The organism is Alkalimonas mucilaginosa (assembly GCF_036327005.1).
Taxonomy (GTDB): Bacteria; Pseudomonadota; Gammaproteobacteria; order Enterobacterales; family Alteromonadaceae; genus Alkalimonas; species Alkalimonas mucilaginosa.
The window spans coordinates 45249-64298 of the sequence record NZ_JAUGZK010000001.1; the positions used below are offsets into that span (position 1 = coordinate 45249).

The 19050-nt window shown below is 50.9% G+C and carries 15 protein-coding genes; 10 read left to right on the top strand and 5 right to left on the bottom strand.

The genetic code is table 11. The features are described 5' to 3' along the window. Window positions 1-162: 162 nt before the first annotated feature. Complete coding sequence (locus QWF21_RS00205; RefSeq protein ID WP_330086021.1) at window positions 163-819, top strand: cytochrome b/b6 domain-containing protein; 657 nt, start codon at window positions 163-165, stop codon at window positions 817-819. A 52-nt stretch (window positions 820-871) separates the two neighbouring features. On the opposite strand, the gene QWF21_RS00210 is transcribed toward QWF21_RS00205, so the two are convergent. Beyond that, complete coding sequence (locus tag QWF21_RS00210; protein WP_330086022.1) at window positions 872-1333, bottom strand: c-type cytochrome; 462 nt, start codon at window positions 1331-1333, stop codon at window positions 872-874. 129 nt (window positions 1334-1462) lie between these two features. Between QWF21_RS00210 and QWF21_RS00215 the strand changes: the two genes are divergently transcribed. From QWF21_RS00215 to QWF21_RS00225, 3 genes are read left to right on the top strand one after another with little or no spacing between them, the layout of a single operon-like run. Beyond that, window positions 1463-4429 carry a bifunctional diguanylate cyclase/phosphodiesterase gene (locus QWF21_RS00215; RefSeq protein WP_330086023.1) on the top strand — a complete coding sequence of 989 codons (2967 nt, stop codon included), beginning with the start codon at window positions 1463-1465 and terminating at the stop codon, window positions 4427-4429. Window positions 4430-4450: 21 nt separating this feature from the next. Continuing rightward, the gene (locus QWF21_RS00220) at window positions 4451-7576 is read left to right on the top strand and encodes an amidohydrolase family protein (protein ID WP_330086024.1); all 3126 of its coding nucleotides are present in this window, start codon (window positions 4451-4453) and stop codon (window positions 7574-7576) included. Then, window positions 7576-8883, top strand: coding sequence for an amidohydrolase family protein (locus tag QWF21_RS00225; protein WP_330086025.1), 1308 nt, complete (start codon window positions 7576-7578; stop codon window positions 8881-8883). The genes QWF21_RS00220 and QWF21_RS00225 overlap by 1 nt, the downstream gene beginning before the upstream one ends. A 39-nt stretch (window positions 8884-8922) precedes the next feature. Here the strand turns inward: QWF21_RS00225 and QWF21_RS00230 are convergent, their stop codons facing one another. Then, entirely contained in the window at window positions 8923-9327 is a 405-nt protein-coding gene (locus QWF21_RS00230; protein WP_330086026.1) for a translation initiation factor, read from the bottom strand. 98 nt (window positions 9328-9425) lie between these two features. Here QWF21_RS00230 and QWF21_RS00235 point away from each other — a divergent pair, with 98 nt between their 5' ends. From QWF21_RS00235 to QWF21_RS00245, 3 genes are all read left to right on the top strand, one after another. Beyond that, entirely contained in the window at window positions 9426-10145 is a 720-nt protein-coding gene (locus tag QWF21_RS00235) for a GAF domain-containing protein (RefSeq protein ID WP_407935248.1), read from the top strand. A gap of 14 nt (window positions 10146-10159) precedes the next feature. Continuing rightward, window positions 10160-11353, top strand: coding sequence for an amino acid aminotransferase (locus tag QWF21_RS00240; RefSeq protein ID WP_330086028.1), 1194 nt, complete (start codon window positions 10160-10162; stop codon window positions 11351-11353). A gap of 115 nt (window positions 11354-11468) precedes the next feature. Further along, the gene (locus QWF21_RS00245) at window positions 11469-11891 is read left to right on the top strand and encodes a CBS domain-containing protein (protein ID WP_330086029.1); all 423 of its coding nucleotides are present in this window, start codon (window positions 11469-11471) and stop codon (window positions 11889-11891) included. 26 nt (window positions 11892-11917) lie between these two features. Here QWF21_RS00245 and ettA read toward each other — a convergent pair whose 3' ends face one another. Continuing rightward, window positions 11918-13579: an energy-dependent translational throttle protein EttA gene (gene ettA / locus QWF21_RS00250; protein ID WP_330086030.1), complete on the bottom strand. Its 1662-nt coding sequence runs from the start codon at window positions 13577-13579 to the stop codon at window positions 11918-11920. A gap of 144 nt (window positions 13580-13723) precedes the next feature. Between ettA and QWF21_RS00255 the strand changes: the two genes are divergently transcribed. Beyond that, window positions 13724-14077 carry a DUF2750 domain-containing protein gene (locus QWF21_RS00255; protein ID WP_330086031.1) on the top strand — a complete coding sequence of 118 codons (354 nt, stop codon included), beginning with the start codon at window positions 13724-13726 and terminating at the stop codon, window positions 14075-14077. A 92-nt stretch (window positions 14078-14169) separates the two neighbouring features. After that, window positions 14170-14817 carry a GTP cyclohydrolase I FolE gene (folE, locus tag QWF21_RS00260; protein ID WP_330086032.1) on the top strand — a complete coding sequence of 216 codons (648 nt, stop codon included), beginning with the start codon at window positions 14170-14172 and terminating at the stop codon, window positions 14815-14817. A 63-nt stretch (window positions 14818-14880) separates the two neighbouring features. On the opposite strand, the gene QWF21_RS00265 is transcribed toward folE, so the two are convergent. Continuing rightward, window positions 14881-17838: a bifunctional diguanylate cyclase/phosphodiesterase gene (locus QWF21_RS00265; RefSeq protein ID WP_330086033.1), complete on the bottom strand. Its 2958-nt coding sequence runs from the start codon at window positions 17836-17838 to the stop codon at window positions 14881-14883. A gap of 174 nt (window positions 17839-18012) precedes the next feature. Between QWF21_RS00265 and QWF21_RS00270 the strand changes: the two genes are divergently transcribed. Next, the gene (locus QWF21_RS00270; protein WP_330086034.1) at window positions 18013-18564 is read left to right on the top strand and encodes a glutathione peroxidase; all 552 of its coding nucleotides are present in this window, start codon (window positions 18013-18015) and stop codon (window positions 18562-18564) included. Window positions 18565-18570: 6 nt separating this feature from the next. Here the strand turns inward: QWF21_RS00270 and rnhA are convergent, their stop codons facing one another. Then, the gene (gene rnhA / locus QWF21_RS00275; protein WP_330086035.1) at window positions 18571-19044 is read right to left on the bottom strand and encodes a ribonuclease HI; all 474 of its coding nucleotides are present in this window, start codon (window positions 19042-19044) and stop codon (window positions 18571-18573) included. Window positions 19045-19050: the final 6 nt, after the last annotated feature.

Below are 19050 nucleotides of genomic sequence, written 5' to 3' on the forward strand. Positions count from 1 at the left end.
GATATTCTTTTGTGATCCTGTGGCCAACTAATGGCTTATGCTAGAATCGCAGGCACAAGGTTGTTGGTTGTGCTGCAAACCCATTTACTGAGTGGGTGGCCATTAGCGAGTATCTATCCAGCCATAATTAGCAATCCATTGGGTAACATTCAGGAGTTATGCATGAAGGTTATGAAGAAAGTGTGGGATCCTGCGGTGCGCTTTTTCCATTGGAGCCAAGTAGCACTGTTGGCCGGGCTTTGGTATACCGGCACCGAGGGATTGATGGAGTGGCACCAATTGCTGGCATATACCCTGGCCGCAGTATTGTTGGCGCGAATTTGTTGGGGATTTTATGGCAGCCAAAGTGCCCGTTTCAGCCAGTTTGCGGCTAATCCGCTCAAAGCCATCCGTTATTTACGGCAGCCAGAACCTGTCATGGGGCACAACCCGGCTTCGTCGTACATGATTTTCGCTTTGCTGCTATTGGTGTTGTTACAGTTTGTCTCGGGCCTGATGACGACCGATCACATTTTTACCGATGGCCCTCTGGTGCGTTATGTCTCAAGCGACATGGTGTCTTTGGCCACCCGATGGCACAAGCTTGGGATTGATATTTTACTGATAGCAGTGCTGGTGCATATCGTTGCTGCTATCTGGCATAGCTGGCGTCATCATAACGTCATTATGGGGATGCTGCATGGCAAGTTGAGTGCTCCCGACGAGCTGAAGGTGCCGGCACCGAAAACGGGGTGGAGCTTCTTTGGGTTGGTTTTGCTTTTTTGCCTGGCATTTTATTGGTGGCAAGGGGCGGACTTGATCCGGATCTTGTCGTACTAATCAAAGGGGCAGAGGTCAAAGGGGCCATAGGCCCCTGCTGCTCAAGCCAGGCTTAATCGGCCCGATAGTTGTCGTGGCAAGCTTTGCAGTTGTTGGCAAACTCACGGAAGGCTCCTTGAATAGCCCGACGCTCACCACCTTGTGCAGCTTCATGCAGCGCTGCAGCATCGGCAGCAAACTTCTCTCCGCGCTGATTAAAGTCATCCAGGTTTTGCCACAAGGCGGCTTTAACCTTGCCGCTGGCATGATCGGCTCCCGGGATAGTAAAAGCTTCCCAAGGCAGTTGCGTTAACGTAGCCAGCGCTTCAGCTCTACGCTGTACCCGCTCGACATCGTAAGGCACATTGCCTCGAAACATCTCATTGATATCGACTAAATTAAATCGAATCATCTGGAAAGCTGCCTGACGGTAAGTCACAGCATCTTCGCCATTCTCAAAGGCATTGGCCAAAGCTGGTTGGCTCAGCATTACGCCAGAACAGAGTAAGGCAATTGAAAGCAGGTTTTTTTTCATGGTGACTCCTGTTGTCTTGTCCTGTTGGCATACTAAAGGACTTGCCGCTAAAAGTGTAGTATCTTATGGTATGCTCAAAGCGTAACCAGTGTTTAGGCCATTAGTGATAACAACCACAGGCACTTCGTAGTGAAAGAACTGCACTTCCAAAAACCCACCGGGCTACGCTCATTGAGTATGAAACTGGCACTGCTGGTCTTTCTGTGTACCTTAGGTGCCGGGGGGCTGGTACTTTGGGGCGTGCTTTATTTGCAGCGGGCTGTAGTGTTGGAGCAAGAGCAGGCTAGCTTATCGCTGCTGGCGCATCGTACTGCAGAACATATCGAGCAGCTCATTCGCCAAAAAGAAAAGAAAGCGCTGGTTGCCAATCAGCTCTTTAGCCGGTCATTAATGGCTGCACATACGCCTGCTGCCGCAGCGCCTGCGCCACAGGATGATGGCGCCATCCGGGTCAGGGACCCGTACTCGGATTCCGGCGCTTTTTTATCCCGACAGCAGGTCGGTACTTCTGCAGAGCATTGGTTTGTCGCTACGGCGGGTAGTTGGGAAGCCATTGCGACCATGATGCGGCAAGATTTCTTTAATTTTTATTTTATTAGCTACGATCACTTTATTCGGATCTCACCCGCCGATTGGGCACTGGAGATTGATGCGGAACACAATTTCCATCAGGATGTTTTTTTTAACCTGGCCACTCCCGAGCACAACCCTGCCAGGATCCCGCGTTGGACACCGGTTTATTTTGATGCCATTTGGCAGCGGTGGATGACCAGCCTGATTGTCCCAGTTTATATTGATGATGTGTTTGTTGGGGTTACCGGGGCCGACTATGTGCTGGATGATCTCTTTGACGATTTAGCCTTGGTGGCATTGCTGGCCAGGCAGCACAAATTGTTGGTGTTTGAACGCTCTGGTAATTTACTGCTGGCTCCGGGCCATCAACCGGATCAGGACGCTCGCATGAATACTTTGCTGCAAGACATGGCATTGTCCGATCCTGATTTACTTGCATTTAAGCAGCAGTTTTTGGCAGAACCAGAGCGCAAGCAGTTTGCCAGTGCCAGTACGGAGCGGTATTTGTTGCATGCAGCTTCCGTTGAACGATTGGACTGGTTTATAACGGTATATCGAGAAAAAGATGATGTCTTTCAGGTGCTTCAGAGCATTCACTCCAAAGTCATGGTACTTTTTGTATTCATTGCATTGCTTGTCGCAGTGTTGTTGCAGTTTTTTATTTATCGTTTGGTGCTGACCCGGCTAAATCGGCTGTCTGAAGCTGTACAACGGCTGGGGCGCGGAGGCTACCATACATTAAAACTGGATCAGAGCCGCGATGAAATAGGGGTACTTAATCGGGCCGTAGAGGCGATGTCCGATGAAATCAGTGAATTGTTGGCTGGTTTAAATACCCGCATTGCTGAAAAGGAACAAGCCGAACGTTCCACTAAAAAGTTGACGAAAGCAGTCGCATTCTCCAGCTCTGGTATTGTGCTGACCAATGCGCAATTGCAGATTGAATACTTAAACCCTTTTCTTGAAGACTTACTGTTGCTGCAACCTGCGGAGGCGGAAGGGAAGCTGATCACTGATTTTATCGCCTCAGAGATGGAGTTTGCCCGGGAGGATATTCAGCAAACGATATTATCACGCCATCACTGGCGTGGTGACATCTTGTTAGCGCATCAGGCCCAGCATTATTGGATGTCGATGGCAATAGCGCCAATCCGGGACGAGAAAGGCAGTGTCACTAATTACGTCTGTGCTCTGCAGGATATTTCCTTTATCAAAGAAAGCCAGCAAAAGATGGAACAGCTGGCTTACTATGATGTGCTAACGGGGCTGGCGAACCGGGGGTATTTCCGAGAACAACTGCGTAAGGCTTTGGCGATGTCGCAGCGTGGTCACTATGCCTTTGCTTTGCTGTACTTCGATTTGGATGAGTTTAAGTTAATCAATGATACGCTTGGTCACGATGCCGGTGATGAGTTGTTACAGCAAGTGGCGAAGCGCTTGATCGGCCGCTTACGGGAAGAAGACACCATTGCCCGCTTGGGTGGAGATGAGTTTGCGGTGATCTTAAGTGGCATTGAAAACCGCGAACAGGCCGCACTGATAGCAGAAAACTTACAACACTCCTTTAGTGCGCCAGTGAAGCTGGGCTCGCGTGAGGTAGCTATCAGTGCCAGTATTGGCATTACTATGGCTCCTGAGGATGCGATGGAAGAAGAGCTGTTGCTTAAACACGCTGATTTGGCTATGTATGAAGCCAAAGCACGCGGGAAAAATACGTTTCACTTCTTCAGTCAGGATCTAAAAGATGCGGCCAAAGATCGATTGGAGCTGGAAAATCAGCTGCGTGAAGCCATACGCGATCATCAGTTTCTGTTGCACTACCAACCAAAAATTGATTTACAAACCAATAGTGTGGTGGGGTACGAGGCACTGCTCCGTTGGCGGCTGCCAGACCAGACGTTAGTACCGCCCGGTCGCTTTATCCCGGTCGCTGAGAGCACTGGTATGATTGTCAGTATTGGCGAATGGGTATTGTGGGAAGGATGCCGCTTTCTGGCCAGGCAGCTTAGCCGGGGCCTGGATGTAGACTTATCCATTAATTTGTCTGCCCGTCAGTTTCGCGATAATACGTTAACGGAAACGATAGCACGTATACTGCAGCGAACCGGGGTGGAGCCGCGCCGGATTATTTTCGAAATTACTGAAAGCATGCTGATGGGGGATACCGATGCGGCTATTCATCAGTTAAATCAGTTGAAAAGCCTGGGGGTCTCTTTATCTATCGACGATTTTGGTACAGGCTATTCCTCGCTGAGTTATTTAAAACGCTTTCCGGTGGATGAGCTTAAAATTGATCGCTCTTTCGTGCAGGATATCCCCGGTGATCGCAATGATATGGATATTGTTTCTGCCATTATTGCCATGGCACAGCAAATGAATTTGCGGGTGGTCGCCGAAGGGGTTGAAACTGCCGAACAGCTGACGTTTTTAAAGCAACATAACTGCACTTTGGTACAAGGTTATTATTTCAGTATACCTTTGGCTGAACAAGAACTTAGCCTGCTTGACTTCACAATAAATTGATCCAACATCAGGAACATAACAATGACGAGACAACTCCCCTGGGTTGGTATGGTGGCCGTTGCATTGGCGACGCCTGTCCTCTATGCCGCACAAACAACCCCGCAATTGGGTATTCGGGATAAAACCCCCAACCTGATTGCTTTGACCAATGCTTCTGTTGTGACAGAGCCTGGCCGTACCCTGAGCAATGCTACCATCCTGATCCGGAATGGGGTGATAGAGTCCGTGCGCTCCGGTGGTGCTGTACCCGCCGGATACCAACAGCAGGACTTAACCGGCCATTATGTCTATGCCGGCTTTATCGACCCTTTTACCCAGTATGGGGTAGAACAGGCGAAAGCTTCGGGTGGTTTTCGCTTTGGCGAGCCACCTCAGTATGAGAATGAGCGGCAAGGTGGCAATGCCAGCAATGCTGCTATCCATGCTGAGCGTCGCTGGGCTGATGAGTTCCGTCCTAATAGTGAGCAAGCAAAACCACTGATCGAGCAGGGCTTTACCACCGTTCAGGCGGCTCGGCACGATGGTATCTTCCGCGGTACGGCAGTGGTAGCCTCTCTGGCTGAAGGCTTGCCTAACGAAGTGATCTTGCAGGCCCGGGGCCAGCAGTTTATGTCTTTTAGTAAAGGCAGTTCTACGCAGAGTTATCCCTCATCACTGATGGGCAGCATGGCGCTGATTCGGCAAACTCTGTCTGATGCCAACTGGTACCAAAGTGCTTATGGCAAAACGGATCTGCGTTTTCATAGCCAGCCGATTGAATACAATGCTGCTCTGGCGGCCCTGGCAGCTTTGCCACAGCAAGGAGTGCTGTTTGAAGCCAGTGATGAGCAGTCTTTGCTCCGGGCTCATGGTTTATTCGCTGAGTTTGAGTTAGGCCAGGTGGTGTTACTGGGTTCTGGCCATGAGTACAGTCGTTTGCCTCAGGTCAAAGCCAGTAACCGGCCCCTGGTGTTGCCACTTAGCTTCCCGGCAGCACCGGATGTACACTATGTCGATGCTCAGTTGGACGTGAATCTGGCCGATTTACGTCATTGGGAGCGGGCACCAGCAAACCCGGCTGCGGTCGCACAAGCTGGCATTCGCTTTGCTCTAACCAGCCATGGTCTGCCAAAAACCGCCGATTTCTGGCCAAATTTACGCCGGGCGATGCAGTACGGCTTAACGGAGCAGCAAGCATTGGCGGCTTTAACCACAGTACCAGCTGATTTATTGGGTCTTGGCAGTCAGCTTGGTAAGGTGCAACCTGGTTATCAGGCGGACTTCGTAGTGAGCCGGGGCAATGTGTTCGATGATGGGACCATCGTCGCGACCTGGCTGCGAGGCCAGCCGGTGCAACATCTGGCACCAGGACCGGATTTCTCTGGTACCTACCAGCTTCAACTTGCTGGCCAGCCAGTTGAGTTAACGTTAACTGGTCGCTCCGGGGCTTACCAGGGGGAGCTAAGCCTGGCGGAGAACAAAGTAAAGCTGGAACATCTGCAGCAGCAAGGCGCCCAGTTGCAGTTCAGCGTTGCTTTAAACGATCTGTTGCAACGCAGCGAAGTGATGCAGTTCAGTGGTGCTCTATCCGACAATCAGTTAACGGGGCATTGGCTTGAGGGCAATGGTACGCGCAGTGCCGTGCTCGCCAATCGGCAGCCGCTTGCGGAAAAGGAAGCCAAAGAGGTGCTGGCGGCAGCTCCACGGGTGTCACAACTTACCTATCCAAATCGTGCTTTTGGCTTGGCAGAGCTGCCAGCCCGGCAAAACCTGCATATTCGTAATGCCACTGTCTGGACGGCTACCGATGCCGGTGTGTTAACTGAAACCGATGTGATTATCCGGGATGGTCGTATTCAGCGTATTGGCCAGGGTTTGTCGACGCCCAGAGGGTACAGTGTGATTGATGCGACAGGCATGCATTTAACACCAGGTATTATTGATGAACATTCCCATATTGCCACAGCGCAGGGGGTTAACGAAGGTTCGCATGCTAATACCGCGGAGGTACGTTTAGGCGATGTGGTGAACCCCGATGACATCAATATTTACCGTGGCTTAGCCGGTGGTGTGACTGCGGTGCAGCTGTTGCACGGTAGTGCCAACCCCATTGGCGGTCAGGCACAAATTCTAAGCTTACGTTGGGGCCAGGATGCCGAAGGCATGAAGTTTTCAGGCGCACCTCCCAGCATTAAATTTGCACTGGGTGAGAATGTTAAACAATCGAACTGGGGAGCGCAATTTAGTAGCCGCTACCCTCAAACCCGGGTTGGGGTGGAAACCTTTATCCGCGATCAATTCCAGGCCGCCAAAGAGTATCAGGCAAAATGGCAGGCTTATGAGCGCCTATCGCGGCGTGACAGGGCTCAGGTAGCACCACCTCGACGCGATTATCAGTTGGATACGCTGGTACAAATACTCAATGGTGAGCGCCACATTCATACCCACTCTTACGTCGCCTCTGAAATTTTGATGCTGATGGAACTGGCTGAAGACATGGGTTTCCGTATTCAGACCTTCACGCATATTCTGGAGGGCTACAAGGTTGCCAGTGAAATGAAAGCGCATGGGGCTTCTGTGTCATCCTTTGCCGATTGGTGGGGCTTTAAAATGGAAGTGAACGACGCCATTCCAACCAATACCTGTTTGATGCATGAGCAAGGCCTGAATGTCAGTGTGAATTCAGATGATCCGGGCTTGTTGCGCCGTCTGAACCAAGAGGCTGCCAAGTCCGTGATGTACTGCGGCATGGATGAACACGAAGCCCTGAAAATGGTCACCATCAATCCGGCTATGCAGTTAAAAATTGCCGATCAGGTCGGTTCTATTGAAGCCGGTAAGCGGGCAGACTTTGTGCTGTGGGATGGTCATCCACTGTCTGTTTATAGCCAGGTGCAACAAACCTGGATTGAAGGAGCTCGTTACTTTGATCGCGCCAGTGATCTGGCCCTTCGTGAACAGCTGGAGCAGGAGCGCCTGCAACTGATCCAAAAAGTACTGACCGCTGGTGAGTCCGCGCGTCAGGGCAGCCGTCAGGGATATAAAGATGAGGATCCTATCTGGCATTGCGATGATCATGAAGACTGGTTGCAAATCCGCTTTGGGCATCAGCGTTACCATCAGCATGGTCACTCCCACGGCCACCACCAGCAAGCAGGAGCACACTAATGAAGCTGCAGACAATTTTCTCTAAACTTTGTGGTTGCTTGCTGGCAATGTCATTAGCATTGCCGGTACTGGCGGTTAACCCGGTTCCTGGTACATCACAGCAACAGCCGATCCTATTGCAAAACGCGCTGGTGCATACGGTCATTGATGCTGAGCCGAAGGTGCAGGATGTGTTACTGGTCGATGGCAAGATCGCCGCTATTGGTTTGCAATTGCAGGTGCCAGCCAATGCCAAATTGCACGATTTGACCGGGAAACATCTGTATCCAGGGCTTATTGCGCTGATCAACCAGTTGGGTTTGATTGAAGTGGAAGCTGTGCGTGCGACCAGAGATGATCGGGAAACCAGCAATACCAATCCGGATCTTCGGGTAGAAGTGGCTTTTAATGCCGACTCTGTGGTGATCCCGACCATTCGCAGCAATGGCTTCAGTCATAGCCTGATTTATCCCTCCGGTGCCATGATTACCGGTCGCTCTGCTTTGATGCAGTTGGATGGCTGGAACTGGCAGGATGCCTTGGTGCAATCTGATGTTGGTTTGCACATCAACTGGCCTTCGATGAGTATTCGTACCGGTTGGCGTGCCAGCCAAAGTCCGGATAAGCAGCGGGAACAACAGCAACAACAGTTGCAGCAGTTGCACCGTTACTTTGAACAGGCTCAGGCTTATTTCATAGCGGAGCAGGCTGGTTTGAATCATGGCCTGGACTCACGCTGGCACCGGATGTTGCCATTTTTCACCGGCGAGCTGCCGCTGTTTGTGCATGCCGATGATCCACGGCAAATTCGGCAGGCCATGTTGCTGGCTAATCAGTATCAGGCACGGCTGGTCATTGTGGGAGGTCGGGACAGCTGGCGCATGGCGGATGAATTGGCGGCCGCCAAGGTCGATGTAATTTACACCGCTCCTTTTGGCTTGCCAACCCGGGGTGATGAAGCTTATGATCAAGCTTTTGCAGCACCTGGAATTCTGCGTGATGCCGGAGTGCGGCTTGCACTTTCCCTGGATGGTTTCTGGGACACCCGCAATCTGGTGTTTGCCAGCGGCCATGTCACCCGCTATGGCCTGAGCCAGGCTGATGCACTAAAAGCATTAACGCTGGATGCCGCTCGTATTGCCGGAGTGGCTGACCGTCTGGGTTCTATCGAGGTGGGTAAGAGTGCCAGCCTGGTTGTGTCCAACGGTGATATCTTTGATTATCTGGGACACAGTGTTGAGCAGATGTGGATAGACGGCCGCCAGGTCGATCTGGATAACCGCCACAAGCAACTGCATCAGCGTTATCAGCAACGATACCGTAATTAACACTCGGGCAGGGTGTCGAGCGACACCCTGCCCGAAGACTTAGCCGCCGGCCCAAAGGGTGCTATAGCCCAGCTTTTTCAAAGCCTCTTCTACACGTTCACGCTGGTCATTTTGTAACTCAATGGTGCCATCTTTGACGGTGCCGCCACAGGCGCAGGATTGTTTGAGTGCTTTGCAAATAACAGTCAATTCATCGTGCGATTTAGCTATCCCCCGAACCACAATCACTGCTTTACCGCCACGCTTTTTGGTTTGTCGTTGCAAGCGCACTTTGCCATCGGCATAGGCCTCTCCGCCTGCTTTAGCTGGTTTCGGTTGCGTCAGGTTACCTCCATCGGTGCTGTAAATCAGGTTCTCAGAAGTTGACGTGACCGGGGCAGACCTCGGCGTATCACTCTGTTGTTGCTGTTGCCAATCGGCCAGGGAGAGGGTTTTACGATTCATGATGATTCCTGTGGCGGTCAGTGCTGCAAATCCAGTTGGCATTTTGCCATTTTTTGCCTAGAATGGCTGTGTCTTTTTTAGAAATCTGGATGTCTAAAATGTTTGGTGGAAGTGGAGTGGTGGCGCAGTATTTACTGCAGAGTGGTCTGGCTGAAACTTTTGAGATCCATGAACTGGAAATTCAGCGGGAAATTTTGTGGTTGGAACACTACCTGGATGAGTCTGCATTACCCGAGGCTTGCTGGCAGTATCTAATACCGGAACTTGGCGAGGGAGGAGCCTGCTCTTTATTCGGTCAGTTAGCTGATGAACCTTATGATTTATCATTGATCCTGAATGGGCGTACTGCCCAGAACGAGCAGCGCTTGTCCCAATTGCAGTTATTTTGTCAGGCCTTTGAAGCGCGTACCGGTATGGAATGGTTTGGCATTTATCAGGCAAGAAAGAACCCTGAAGGACAACCCGTTCTGGTTAAGCTCGCATACTATGGGGCACCATCCCGGCCTGAGTTCCCATTAACGGCCGAGTTTGCCCGGATGAGTAACAACAGCACGGTCGGAATAACAGGTCTTGGGCGGGTGATTAATGACATTCCCGAGTATCTGGCGCGTGGGGGGGATTATTACACCTGCGATCCGAAAGTGCAGGCGGAAGCCTGTTTGCCTCTGTTTGACCATTCAGGCAGAATAGTTGGCATTATCGATGCCGAAGCATTTCAAAAAAACGTCTTTAACCCTGCTGTGCTGGCTTTGTTGGTTGCTGTCTGTCTGATGGTACCAGCTTATTTGCCTGCAGCAGATCAACCATGCAGTGATTAAAACAGGTGAGCGCTATGTTTTCTCAGTTACAGCCGGTGGCAACAGATCCAATTCTTGGCCTGATGGCTGCGTATCAGCAGGATCCAAATCCAAATAAAATTGATTTGGGGGTTGGGGTGTACAAAGATGAGCAAGGCCATACGGCTGTGCTCAAGTGTGTCAAAAAAGCCGAAGCCTTGCGCCTGGCCAAAGAAGACAGCAAAACCTACATTGGTATGGCTGGCGATATGAACTTTAACCAGCACATCGAAAAACTGGCATTTGGCAATGATCATCCCGCCTTGCTGGCAGGGCGTCTGACTACTGCCCACACTCCGGGTGGGACCGGTGCCTTGCGGGTAGCTGCGGAATTTATTAAGCGTGCCAACCCCGCCGCCACCATTTGGGTGACCACACCGACCTGGGCTAATCATATTTCGTTGTTTCAGGCTGCAGGCCTGCAGGTGAAAGAATACAGCTATTACGATTACAGCAGCAAAGAGCTCCTGGAAGAGCAGATGTTTGCTGAGTTGGCGCATGTGCAACCTGGTGATGTGGTGCTGGTGCATGCCTGTTGCCATAATCCAAGTGGTTTGGATCTAACCTTTGCACAGTGGCAGCGGTTTACTGCCCTTGCTAAAGAGCGCGGTTTTACCCCGCTGGTGGACATGGCCTATCAGGGCTTTGGCGTTGGTCTGGATGAAGATGCCGCTGGCCTGCGCCATCTGGCCGCTGCAGTGCCAGAGTTGATTTTGTGCAGCTCATGCTCGAAAAACTTTGGGTTGTATCGTGAGCGCATTGGTGCCTGCACCTTGTTAGCCGAGCACAGCAAAGCCGCCGAAACGGCCCGCTCTGTGCTGCTGAGTGTGGTGCGGAGTATTTACTCCATGCCACCGGCACATGGGGCCATTATTGTTGGTGCGATCTTAGACAGCTCAGAGCTGACCGGTTTATGGCATCAGGAACTGGCGGAGATGCGCAATCGTATTAATGATTATCGTCAGTTGATTGTGGATAAATTTAAAGCCGAAGGCATTGCACAGGATTTCGGTTTTATTACCCGCCAGCATGGTATGTTTAGCTTCCTGGGTATTAATAAAGCACAAATCGACCGCTTGCGGGATGAGTTCAGTATTTACATGGTGGGTTCCAGTCGGGTCAGTATTGCTGGCCTGAACCACAGCAACATCGATTATTTTGCCAAGTCAGTTGCGACCGTTTTGAAGTAAGTTGTCGTGGCTTGCGAAAAGCCGCAGTTACTCCTTTATTGGTAGTGCTGCGGCTTTTGTCTTTCCGGCAAATGATCATACACTTAGGCTAGATAGTGTTACAGGGACCTCGCTAATGACAGCTATTACCCAATTGATGAGCCGCAACCCGGTCAGTGTCGAGCCGGATGATACCCTGGAAGTGGTGAAAGAAATCTTTGATCAGGTCAAGTTTCATCACTTATTGGTGGTGGAAAAGCAACAGTTGCTGGGGGTGATCTCTGATCGGGATTTGTTTAAAGCCTTAAGCCCTAATCTGGGCACTGCCGCTGAGACGACGAAGGATCTGGCCACCCTGAAGAAGCGGGTGCATCAGGTGATGCATCGCCAGCCTGTGAGTCTGTCGGTTGGTGCTGAGGTGATGGATGCAGTAAGGCTGTTCAACAGCGAGCGGGTCTCTTGCATTCCGGTGGTCGATAGCTTTAACCGGCCGCTGGGTATTGTCAGCTGGCGTGATATTATGAAAGCGTTGGAAAAAAAACAGCCACGCCCGGAGTAAAGCGTGGCTGTTGTGCCTGCGATGGCTTAGATCTTCTTGTACTTGATGCGGTGCGGCTCCAGTGCCTGAGCACCCAGCGTTTCTTTCATCCAGGCTTCGTAATCCGAGTAGTTACCTTCAAAGAAATTGACCTGACCTTCATCGCGGTAATCCAGGATATGGGTGGCGATACGATCGAGGAACCAACGATCGTGCGAGATCACCATGGCGCAGCCCGGGAAGTCCAGTAAGGCGTTTTCCAAAGCCCGCAGGGTTTCCACGTCCAAATCGTTGGTGGGTTCATCCAGCAGCAGCATGTTGCCGCCAGCGCGCAGTAGCTTGGCCAAATGCACCCGGTTGCGCTCACCACCGGATAAGTCGCCGATAAACTTTTGTTGATCGTTGCCTTTAAAGTTAAAGCGACCGACATAAGCCCGGCTTTGTAGCTGAAAATTACCAATCTGCAGGATGTCCTGACCATCGGAGATTTCCTGCCAAACGGTGTTTTTAGCGTTCATGCTGTCACGGAACTGTTCAACCGACGCCACCTGCACGGTATCGCCGAGCTCAATGCTGCCTGAGTCCGGCTGCTCGGAGCCGGTGATCATCTTAAACAGGGTGGATTTACCAGCCCCATTCGGGCCGATAATGCCGACAATGGCGCCTTTCGGGATGCTGAAGCTTAAATCTTCAATCAGCAGCTTGTCGCCAAAACTCTTACGCAGGTGGCTGACTTCCAATACCTTATCTCCCAGGCGAGGGCCTGGTGGAATAAACAGCTCGTTGGTTTCATTGCGCTTTTGGAAGTCGGTATTTTGCAACTCTTCAAAGCGGGCCATCCGCGCCTTACTCTTGGCATGGCGGCCTTTCGGGTTGGTGCGTACCCATTCCAGTTCCTGCTTGATGGAGCGCTGGCGAGCTTGCTCGCTGCGTTCTTCCTGTGCCAGGCGGGCTTCTTTTTGCTCCAGCCAGGACGAGTAGTTGCCTTCCCACGGAATGCCGTAGCCACGGTCCAGCTCCAAAATCCAGCCCGCCACATTGTCGAGGAAATAACGGTCGTGGGTAATAGCCACCACAGTGCCCGGGTAATCGTGCAGGAAGCGTTCCAGCCAGGCAACGGACTCAGCGTCCAGGTGGTTGGTTGGCTCGTCGAGCAGCAGCATATCCGGGCGCTCTAACAGCAGTCGACAAATAGCTACCCGGCGTCGCTCACCACCGGACAAATGCTCAATCTTGGCGTCCCAGGCGGGCAAACGCAGCGCATCGGCTGCCCGCTCCAGCGTATTATCAAGGTTATGACCGTCTTTGGCCTGAATTAAGGCTTCCAGCTCGCCTTGCTCTTTGGCCAGCGCATCAAAATCGGCATTTTCATCGGCATAAGCGGCATAGACTTCATCCAGCCGGCTGAAGGCCTGTTTTACATCCGCGACCGCTTCTTCAACAATTTCCCGCACGGTCTTACTGGTATCCAACTGAGGTTCCTGCGGCAAGTAGCCAATTTTAGTGCCGGTCAGTGGCCGGGCTTCGCCTTCAAAGTCCTGATCTACCCCAGCCATAATCCGTAGCAGGGTGGATTTACCGGCGCCATTTAAACCCAGTACGCCTATCTTGGCGCCAGGGAAAAACGACAACGAAATATCTTTTAAAATGGTTTTTTTCGGCGGGACTACTTTCGAGACCCGATGCATGGTGTAAATGTACTGTGCCATAGCGTCCACATCATTGGTTGCAATTGCAGGGATTGTACGTGATTTCATACACGCAGTGAAGCCGAAGGCGTGCCAATAATACTGGCACTTTGCCCCTGCTTTCTGTTCTAATAGACGGTATTGCAGCCAACTTTGTGAAGTCTTATGTCTGAAGCTCAACACGATCCGAAATATCAACAGTTTGTCGAAGCCGCGAAAACCAATGGTGTGGTCTATGCTCTGGCAGAAGGCGAAGATTTGCTGGTGGTAGAGTCGGTTGAATACGAAGAAACCGATGTGATCCCATTCTGGTCCTCTGAAGCCGATGCCAAAGCGCATTGCAGCGATGAATGGGCCAGTTATCAGCCTGAGGCTATTCCGCTGGATGTATTCTGTGATGGCTGGTTGAAAGAAATGTACGACGACGGCCTGTTGATTGGCACCAATTGGGACAGTGAGCTGAGCGGCCCTGAGGTAGAGCCAACTGTTTTGCTGGCTGCGCTTCGTCTGGTACAATAAGTGGTAGTGATGCGCCTGCACCTGTTCCGATTGAACCAGCTGCAGGCCGCCACTGTATAAAGGGTTTGACTACCCTCTGTTTTGGAAAAGCTATGTTATCTGAAGAAGCCATTCGCGTTCGCAGCGCACTTGAGAAAAAAGGTCTGGAAACTCCGATGTTGGAGACTGGCCTAAGTCGTGATCAGAAGTACCAGAAAATTTCAGCACTAATGACTGAGGTAGTGCAAACCCTTGGGCTGGATTTGGCCGACGATAGCCTGGCCGAAACGCCGCACCGTATCGCCAAAATGTATGTCGATGAAATTTTCTCCGGACTGGATTACCGTCATTTTCCCAAGGTCACTCAGATTGACAACAAAATGAAGGTCAAAGAGATGATTAAGGTACGGGATATCAGTGTCTCCAGTACCTGTGAGCATCACTTCATTACCATAGATGGCACCGCCACAGTGGCTTATATCCCAGACAACAAAGTGATTGGTCTGTCAAAAATTAATCGGATTGTCCGCTTTTTTGCCCAGCGCCCTCAGGTGCAGGAGCGTTTAACCGAGCAGGTGCTGGTAGCGCTGCAAACCTTGCTGGAAACCGACAATGTGGCGGTTAGCATTGAAGCGGTGCATTACTGCGTCAAAGCCCGTGGGGTGATGGACACCAACTCCAAAACCCAAACCACAGCCCTTGGCGGCTCATTCCGCGAAGATGCCCGTACCCGCTCCGAGTTTTTTTCGCGGTTAAGCTAATTCATCGCTGTTCCAGTTTAAAGCCGGCATGTTATGTCGGCTTTTTTGCTTTTTAGGGCAGGCTTATCTGTCAGATAGATGCTTGATGATAAATTGGCTTGCCTCTGCCGCCGACATCGGGCGGCCATAGTGATATCCCTGAATTTCATCACAACCCAGTTGTTGCAGCCAACCTTGGTGCTCGGCTGTTTCCACCCCTTCGGCAATGGTTTTTAACCCCAGGCTTTGCGCCATGCGAATAATGGCGGTAACGATGGCTCTGTCTTCATGGTTCTCTAACAGTTCACGCACAAAAGACTGATCGATTTTCAGCTTGTTTAACTGAAAACGCTTTAAATAACTGAGTGAGGAGTAACCAGTGCCAAAATCATCAATGGCAATGCTGATGCCTTTGTGCCGGATTGCATCCACCGTTTTGATGGCTTGCTCGGCATCCTCTACCATGGCACTTTCAGTAATTTCCAGCTCAATGCAATGGGGCGGAAGCTTGGCCAGTTCCAGTTGAGCACTGATGATAGTCAGTAGTTCCGGTTGACGAAATTGTACCGGCGATAAATTGATGGCCATTACCAGCCCGGAATAACCTTGTTGGTACCAGCGCTTTTGCTGCTGGATGGCATGCTGCAATACCCACTCCCCCAATTGGATCATCAAACCGCTGTGCTCTGCCACCGGAATGAACTCTGCCGGTGAGATAAAACCCAGTTCCGGATGTTGCCAGCGTAGCAGGGCTTCAAAGCCACTCAGTTTCTTGTGATGCAGGCAGAACTGAGGTTGATAGACCAACTGCAACTGGTTGTGTTCAATCGCGTGCCTTAGCGCGTTTTCCAGTTGCAATTGCCGGTTGAATTGACTTTGCATGCCTGCGGTAAAAAAGCAGTATTTATTGCGGCCATCTTCTTTGGCCTTAAACATAGCGATATCAGCATGCTTGTTTAGCTCAAAGAAGTTGTCGCCATCATTAGGGTAAATAGCGATGCCGATCGAAGCTGAGATACTCAGCGGCTCTTTGGCAAACTGATAGGGTGATTGCATGCTCTCAAGGATGCGTTTCGCTAATCTGCCGGCGGCTTCCTGATTGGTATCCGGCAGTAATAAAATAAACTCATCGCTGCTTAGGCGGCTCAGGGTATCCTGACTTCGTGTCATGGCCTGCAGTCGCTTTGCTGCTTGCACCAGAACTTCGTCGCCAACTTCATGACCAAGCGCATCATTGATCTTCTTAAAACGATCCAAATCAATAAACAGCATGGCAATTTGCTGGCCAATGCGCTTGGCTCGTTGTATCGCTTGCTCGGTGCGGTCAATCAGCAAAGTGCGATTTGGTAACTGAGTCAGGGAGTCGAAATGTGCAAGTAAGTTGAGCTTTTCCTGATCTTGCTTGTAATTGCTAATATCGCTAAACAGCGCCACATAATGACTGAGTTTCCCTTTGGCATCTTTGATTTGTGAAATGCTTAACCACTCCGGGTAAAGCTCGCCATTTTTGCGACGATTCCAAATCTCGCCCTGCCAATTACCATGGCGCTGAATGGCTTGCTGCATTGCCTGGTAAAAATCCTTGTTGTGCTTACCAGAGGAGAGCAGTTTGGGTGTTTGGCCCACTGCTTCGGCGCTGCTGTAGCCACTGATGGTGGTAAAAGCTTTGTTTATTAATACAATGGTGTGGTTTGGATCCGTCACCAGCATGCCTTCAGAGCTTTGCTCAAACAACTGCTCCAGCAGCCGCAGCTTCATCTCGGTTTGTTTTTGCGCGCTGATATCAATATGGGTACCCACGGTAATTGCTGTCGGATTGCCATCGTGATCAAGCAAGGTTCGCCCACGTGACAAAATCCAGACCCAGTGCCCGTCTTGATGGCGCATACGGAATTGATTCTCGTACATGCCATTGGCTTGCTGCAGATAATGAATAAAAGCCTGGCTGGCAGGCGTAACATCATCTGGGTGCAGTAAATCCAGCCAGGTCGCTGTCAGGTTCTCCTGTCCCGATTGATCATAATTCTGTCGTTTCCGGCCGAGCATACTGAAGTATTCCTGGCTGCATTTTAAGAAGTGACGGTTATGGTCGTACTCCCAGCCCCCGGTATTGGATGCCTGAATAAAAGAGCGATAGCGCTGCAGGGTTTGTTGTAGCTCACTGGTTTTCTCTGCAACCTGCTGGCTTAGCAACAGGTGCTGACGTCTGAGTTGCAAATAAAGCAGGGTGAAGCTATACAGCAGCAGACTCGACAGCAAACCAAATAACAATTCAAGCCAAAAAGGAAGCCGCTCCTGCCAACTGGGCTGATAGGAAATCGCCAGTTGCCAGGAGGTATCAGGCATGGCAATGGAGAATTGTTGCTGAGGGGTGGTTAGGTTCTGATGTTGTCGAATAGTCTTTTGTGGCTGCTCTGTACCATTACGCCACAAATGATAATGGATCCTGCGGTCTGCAAAGTAATCCTGATGCAAGTTGTCCAGTATTGGATCAAGTAACAGAGTGACATTGATAAAGCCCCAAAAAGCATCCTTGCCGCCATCAAAGAGCGGCAAGCGAGCTACCACGCCATGCCCGCCTTGCAGCAAAGCAAAGGGGCCGTTCACTTGAAGGTTTCCTGCAGCTCTGGCCTGTACTGCTTCCCGGCTTTGTTCTGGGTGTGCAAACATATCAAAACCAAGCAAAGCTTCATTTGTCTCCGGCGGATATACCTGCCGAATAATACCATCGGGTGCCAATGAGATGGCTAGGATATCCGGGTAATAATTTAGCAATTGGCTGGCGTAGGCGGTAAAGTCAACCTGGTTGGATTGGTTGATACCTGCGGCAATGGCGTAAGCTGCGGTGATATTGCGTTCAAAGCGCAGCTGTAATTGATTGATAAACGACTGAGCCATCTGAGCACTGGTTAGTTGCTGCCGGCTGGTGCGTTGAGCATCCAGGTACCAGACAAAGGCAGCATTGAGCAACAAAGTTACAACTAAAATGGCAAGAGCAGCTGGGTGGTACTTCAACTGGGATAAGGTACGCAATGTATTCATGGGTCTTTGGTTAGTCAGTAAGCCGCTGTTGCATCGTGCTTAATGGGAAGCTAGGGCGATCATTATTTTGTATTGTAGACCAATCAAACATTTAATGCTGTAAAAGCCGATCCGGTTGCAAAGCTGCCGCGTATCACTCAAACTTTATGTTCGCTAATGGTATGGAGTTTTCCGATGAAAGCATCATTTGGGGTAGCAGTTGCTGCCATTGTTTTTAGTGGTCAACTGCTGGCTAGCCAATGTGGGGCTGTGTTAGGTCATTCGATGCAGCAATTGAATACCCGTGAGAGTGTCGATCTCTGTTCAGAATTCAAAGGTAAAACATTGCTGGTAGTGAATACTGCCAGTCGTTGTGGTTTTACTCCGCAGTTTGATGCTTTGCAGCAGCTGTATCAAAACTATCGCGAGCAGGGCTTGGTGGTTTTGGGCTTTCCTTCCAACGACTTTCGGCAGGAACACAGCGATGAAGCCAGAACTGCGGAGGTTTGTTATTTAGATTACGGGGTTGAATTTCCGATGTTTTCAACCACTCCTGTGCGAGGACGCAACGCGAACCCGGTTTTCCGTGCTTTGATTGATAAAAGCGGGGAGCAACCGTCCTGGAACTTCAACAAGTATTTGGTGAGTGCCGATGAGCAAACGGTGTTGCACTTTGGCAGTCGGGTTAGTCCCACGGATCCAGCTTTTGTTGCCGAACTGGAAAAGCTATTGGCTTCGGGGGGCTAAGTCTAATCACTCCTGGTTGAGTGTAAAACCCTGATCAACCGCGGTAGCGCCGTGCGTTGCCGCTTCACGTGCGAGTTGGTCGCAGCGTTCATTTTCAGGGTGGCCAGAGTGGCCTTTCACCCAGTGCCAGTTGATCTGATGACGTTGACTGGCGGCATCCAGCCGCTGCCATAAATCCTGGTTTTTCACCGGTTTTTTCTGGCTGGTACGCCAGTTGTTGCGTTTCCAGCCTGCCAGCCACTGGGTGATACCCAGCCGTACGTACTGGCTATCGGTGTACAAGTCTACCTGGCAGTCTTTTTTTAATGTCTCCAGCGCGATAATAGCCGCCAGAAGCTCCATTCGATTGTTGGTGGTTTGCACAAAGCCGCCGCTTAACTCTTTCTGATGTTGTTGGTAGCGCAACACGATACCGTAGCCGCCAGGCCCAGGGTTGCCAAGGCAAGAGCCATCTGTAAAGATGGTAACGTTTTTTTGCATACAGAT

What these genes read in the sequence shown, in the direction of transcription:
- QWF21_RS00240 (WP_330086028.1), top strand. Translation starts at nt 10,160, where the DNA reads ATGTTTTCTCAGTTACAGCCGGTGGCAACAGATCCAATTCTTGGCCTG.
- QWF21_RS00225 (WP_330086025.1), top strand. Translation starts at nt 7,576, where the DNA reads ATGAAGCTGCAGACAATTTTCTCTAAACTTTGTGGTTGCTTGCTGGCA.
- QWF21_RS00210 (WP_330086022.1), bottom strand. Translation starts at nt 1,333, where the DNA reads ATGAAAAAAAACCTGCTTTCAATTGCCTTACTCTGTTCTGGCGTAATG.
- QWF21_RS00220 (WP_330086024.1), top strand. Translation starts at nt 4,451, where the DNA reads ATGACGAGACAACTCCCCTGGGTTGGTATGGTGGCCGTTGCATTGGCG.
- rnhA (WP_330086035.1), bottom strand. Translation starts at nt 19,044, where the DNA reads ATGCAAAAAAACGTTACCATCTTTACAGATGGCTCTTGCCTTGGCAAC.
- QWF21_RS00230 (WP_330086026.1), bottom strand. Translation starts at nt 9,327, where the DNA reads ATGAATCGTAAAACCCTCTCCCTGGCCGATTGGCAACAGCAACAACAG.
- ettA (WP_330086030.1), bottom strand. Translation starts at nt 13,579, where the DNA reads ATGGCACAGTACATTTACACCATGCATCGGGTCTCGAAAGTAGTCCCG.
- QWF21_RS00245 (WP_330086029.1), top strand. Translation starts at nt 11,469, where the DNA reads ATGACAGCTATTACCCAATTGATGAGCCGCAACCCGGTCAGTGTCGAG.
- QWF21_RS00270 (WP_330086034.1), top strand. Translation starts at nt 18,013, where the DNA reads ATGAAAGCATCATTTGGGGTAGCAGTTGCTGCCATTGTTTTTAGTGGT.
- QWF21_RS00235 (WP_407935248.1), top strand. Translation starts at nt 9,426, where the DNA reads ATGTTTGGTGGAAGTGGAGTGGTGGCGCAGTATTTACTGCAGAGTGGT.
- QWF21_RS00205 (WP_330086021.1), top strand. Translation starts at nt 163, where the DNA reads ATGAAGGTTATGAAGAAAGTGTGGGATCCTGCGGTGCGCTTTTTCCAT.
- folE (WP_330086032.1), top strand. Translation starts at nt 14,170, where the DNA reads ATGTTATCTGAAGAAGCCATTCGCGTTCGCAGCGCACTTGAGAAAAAA.
- QWF21_RS00265 (WP_330086033.1), bottom strand. Translation starts at nt 17,838, where the DNA reads ATGAATACATTGCGTACCTTATCCCAGTTGAAGTACCACCCAGCTGCT.
- QWF21_RS00255 (WP_330086031.1), top strand. Translation starts at nt 13,724, where the DNA reads ATGTCTGAAGCTCAACACGATCCGAAATATCAACAGTTTGTCGAAGCC.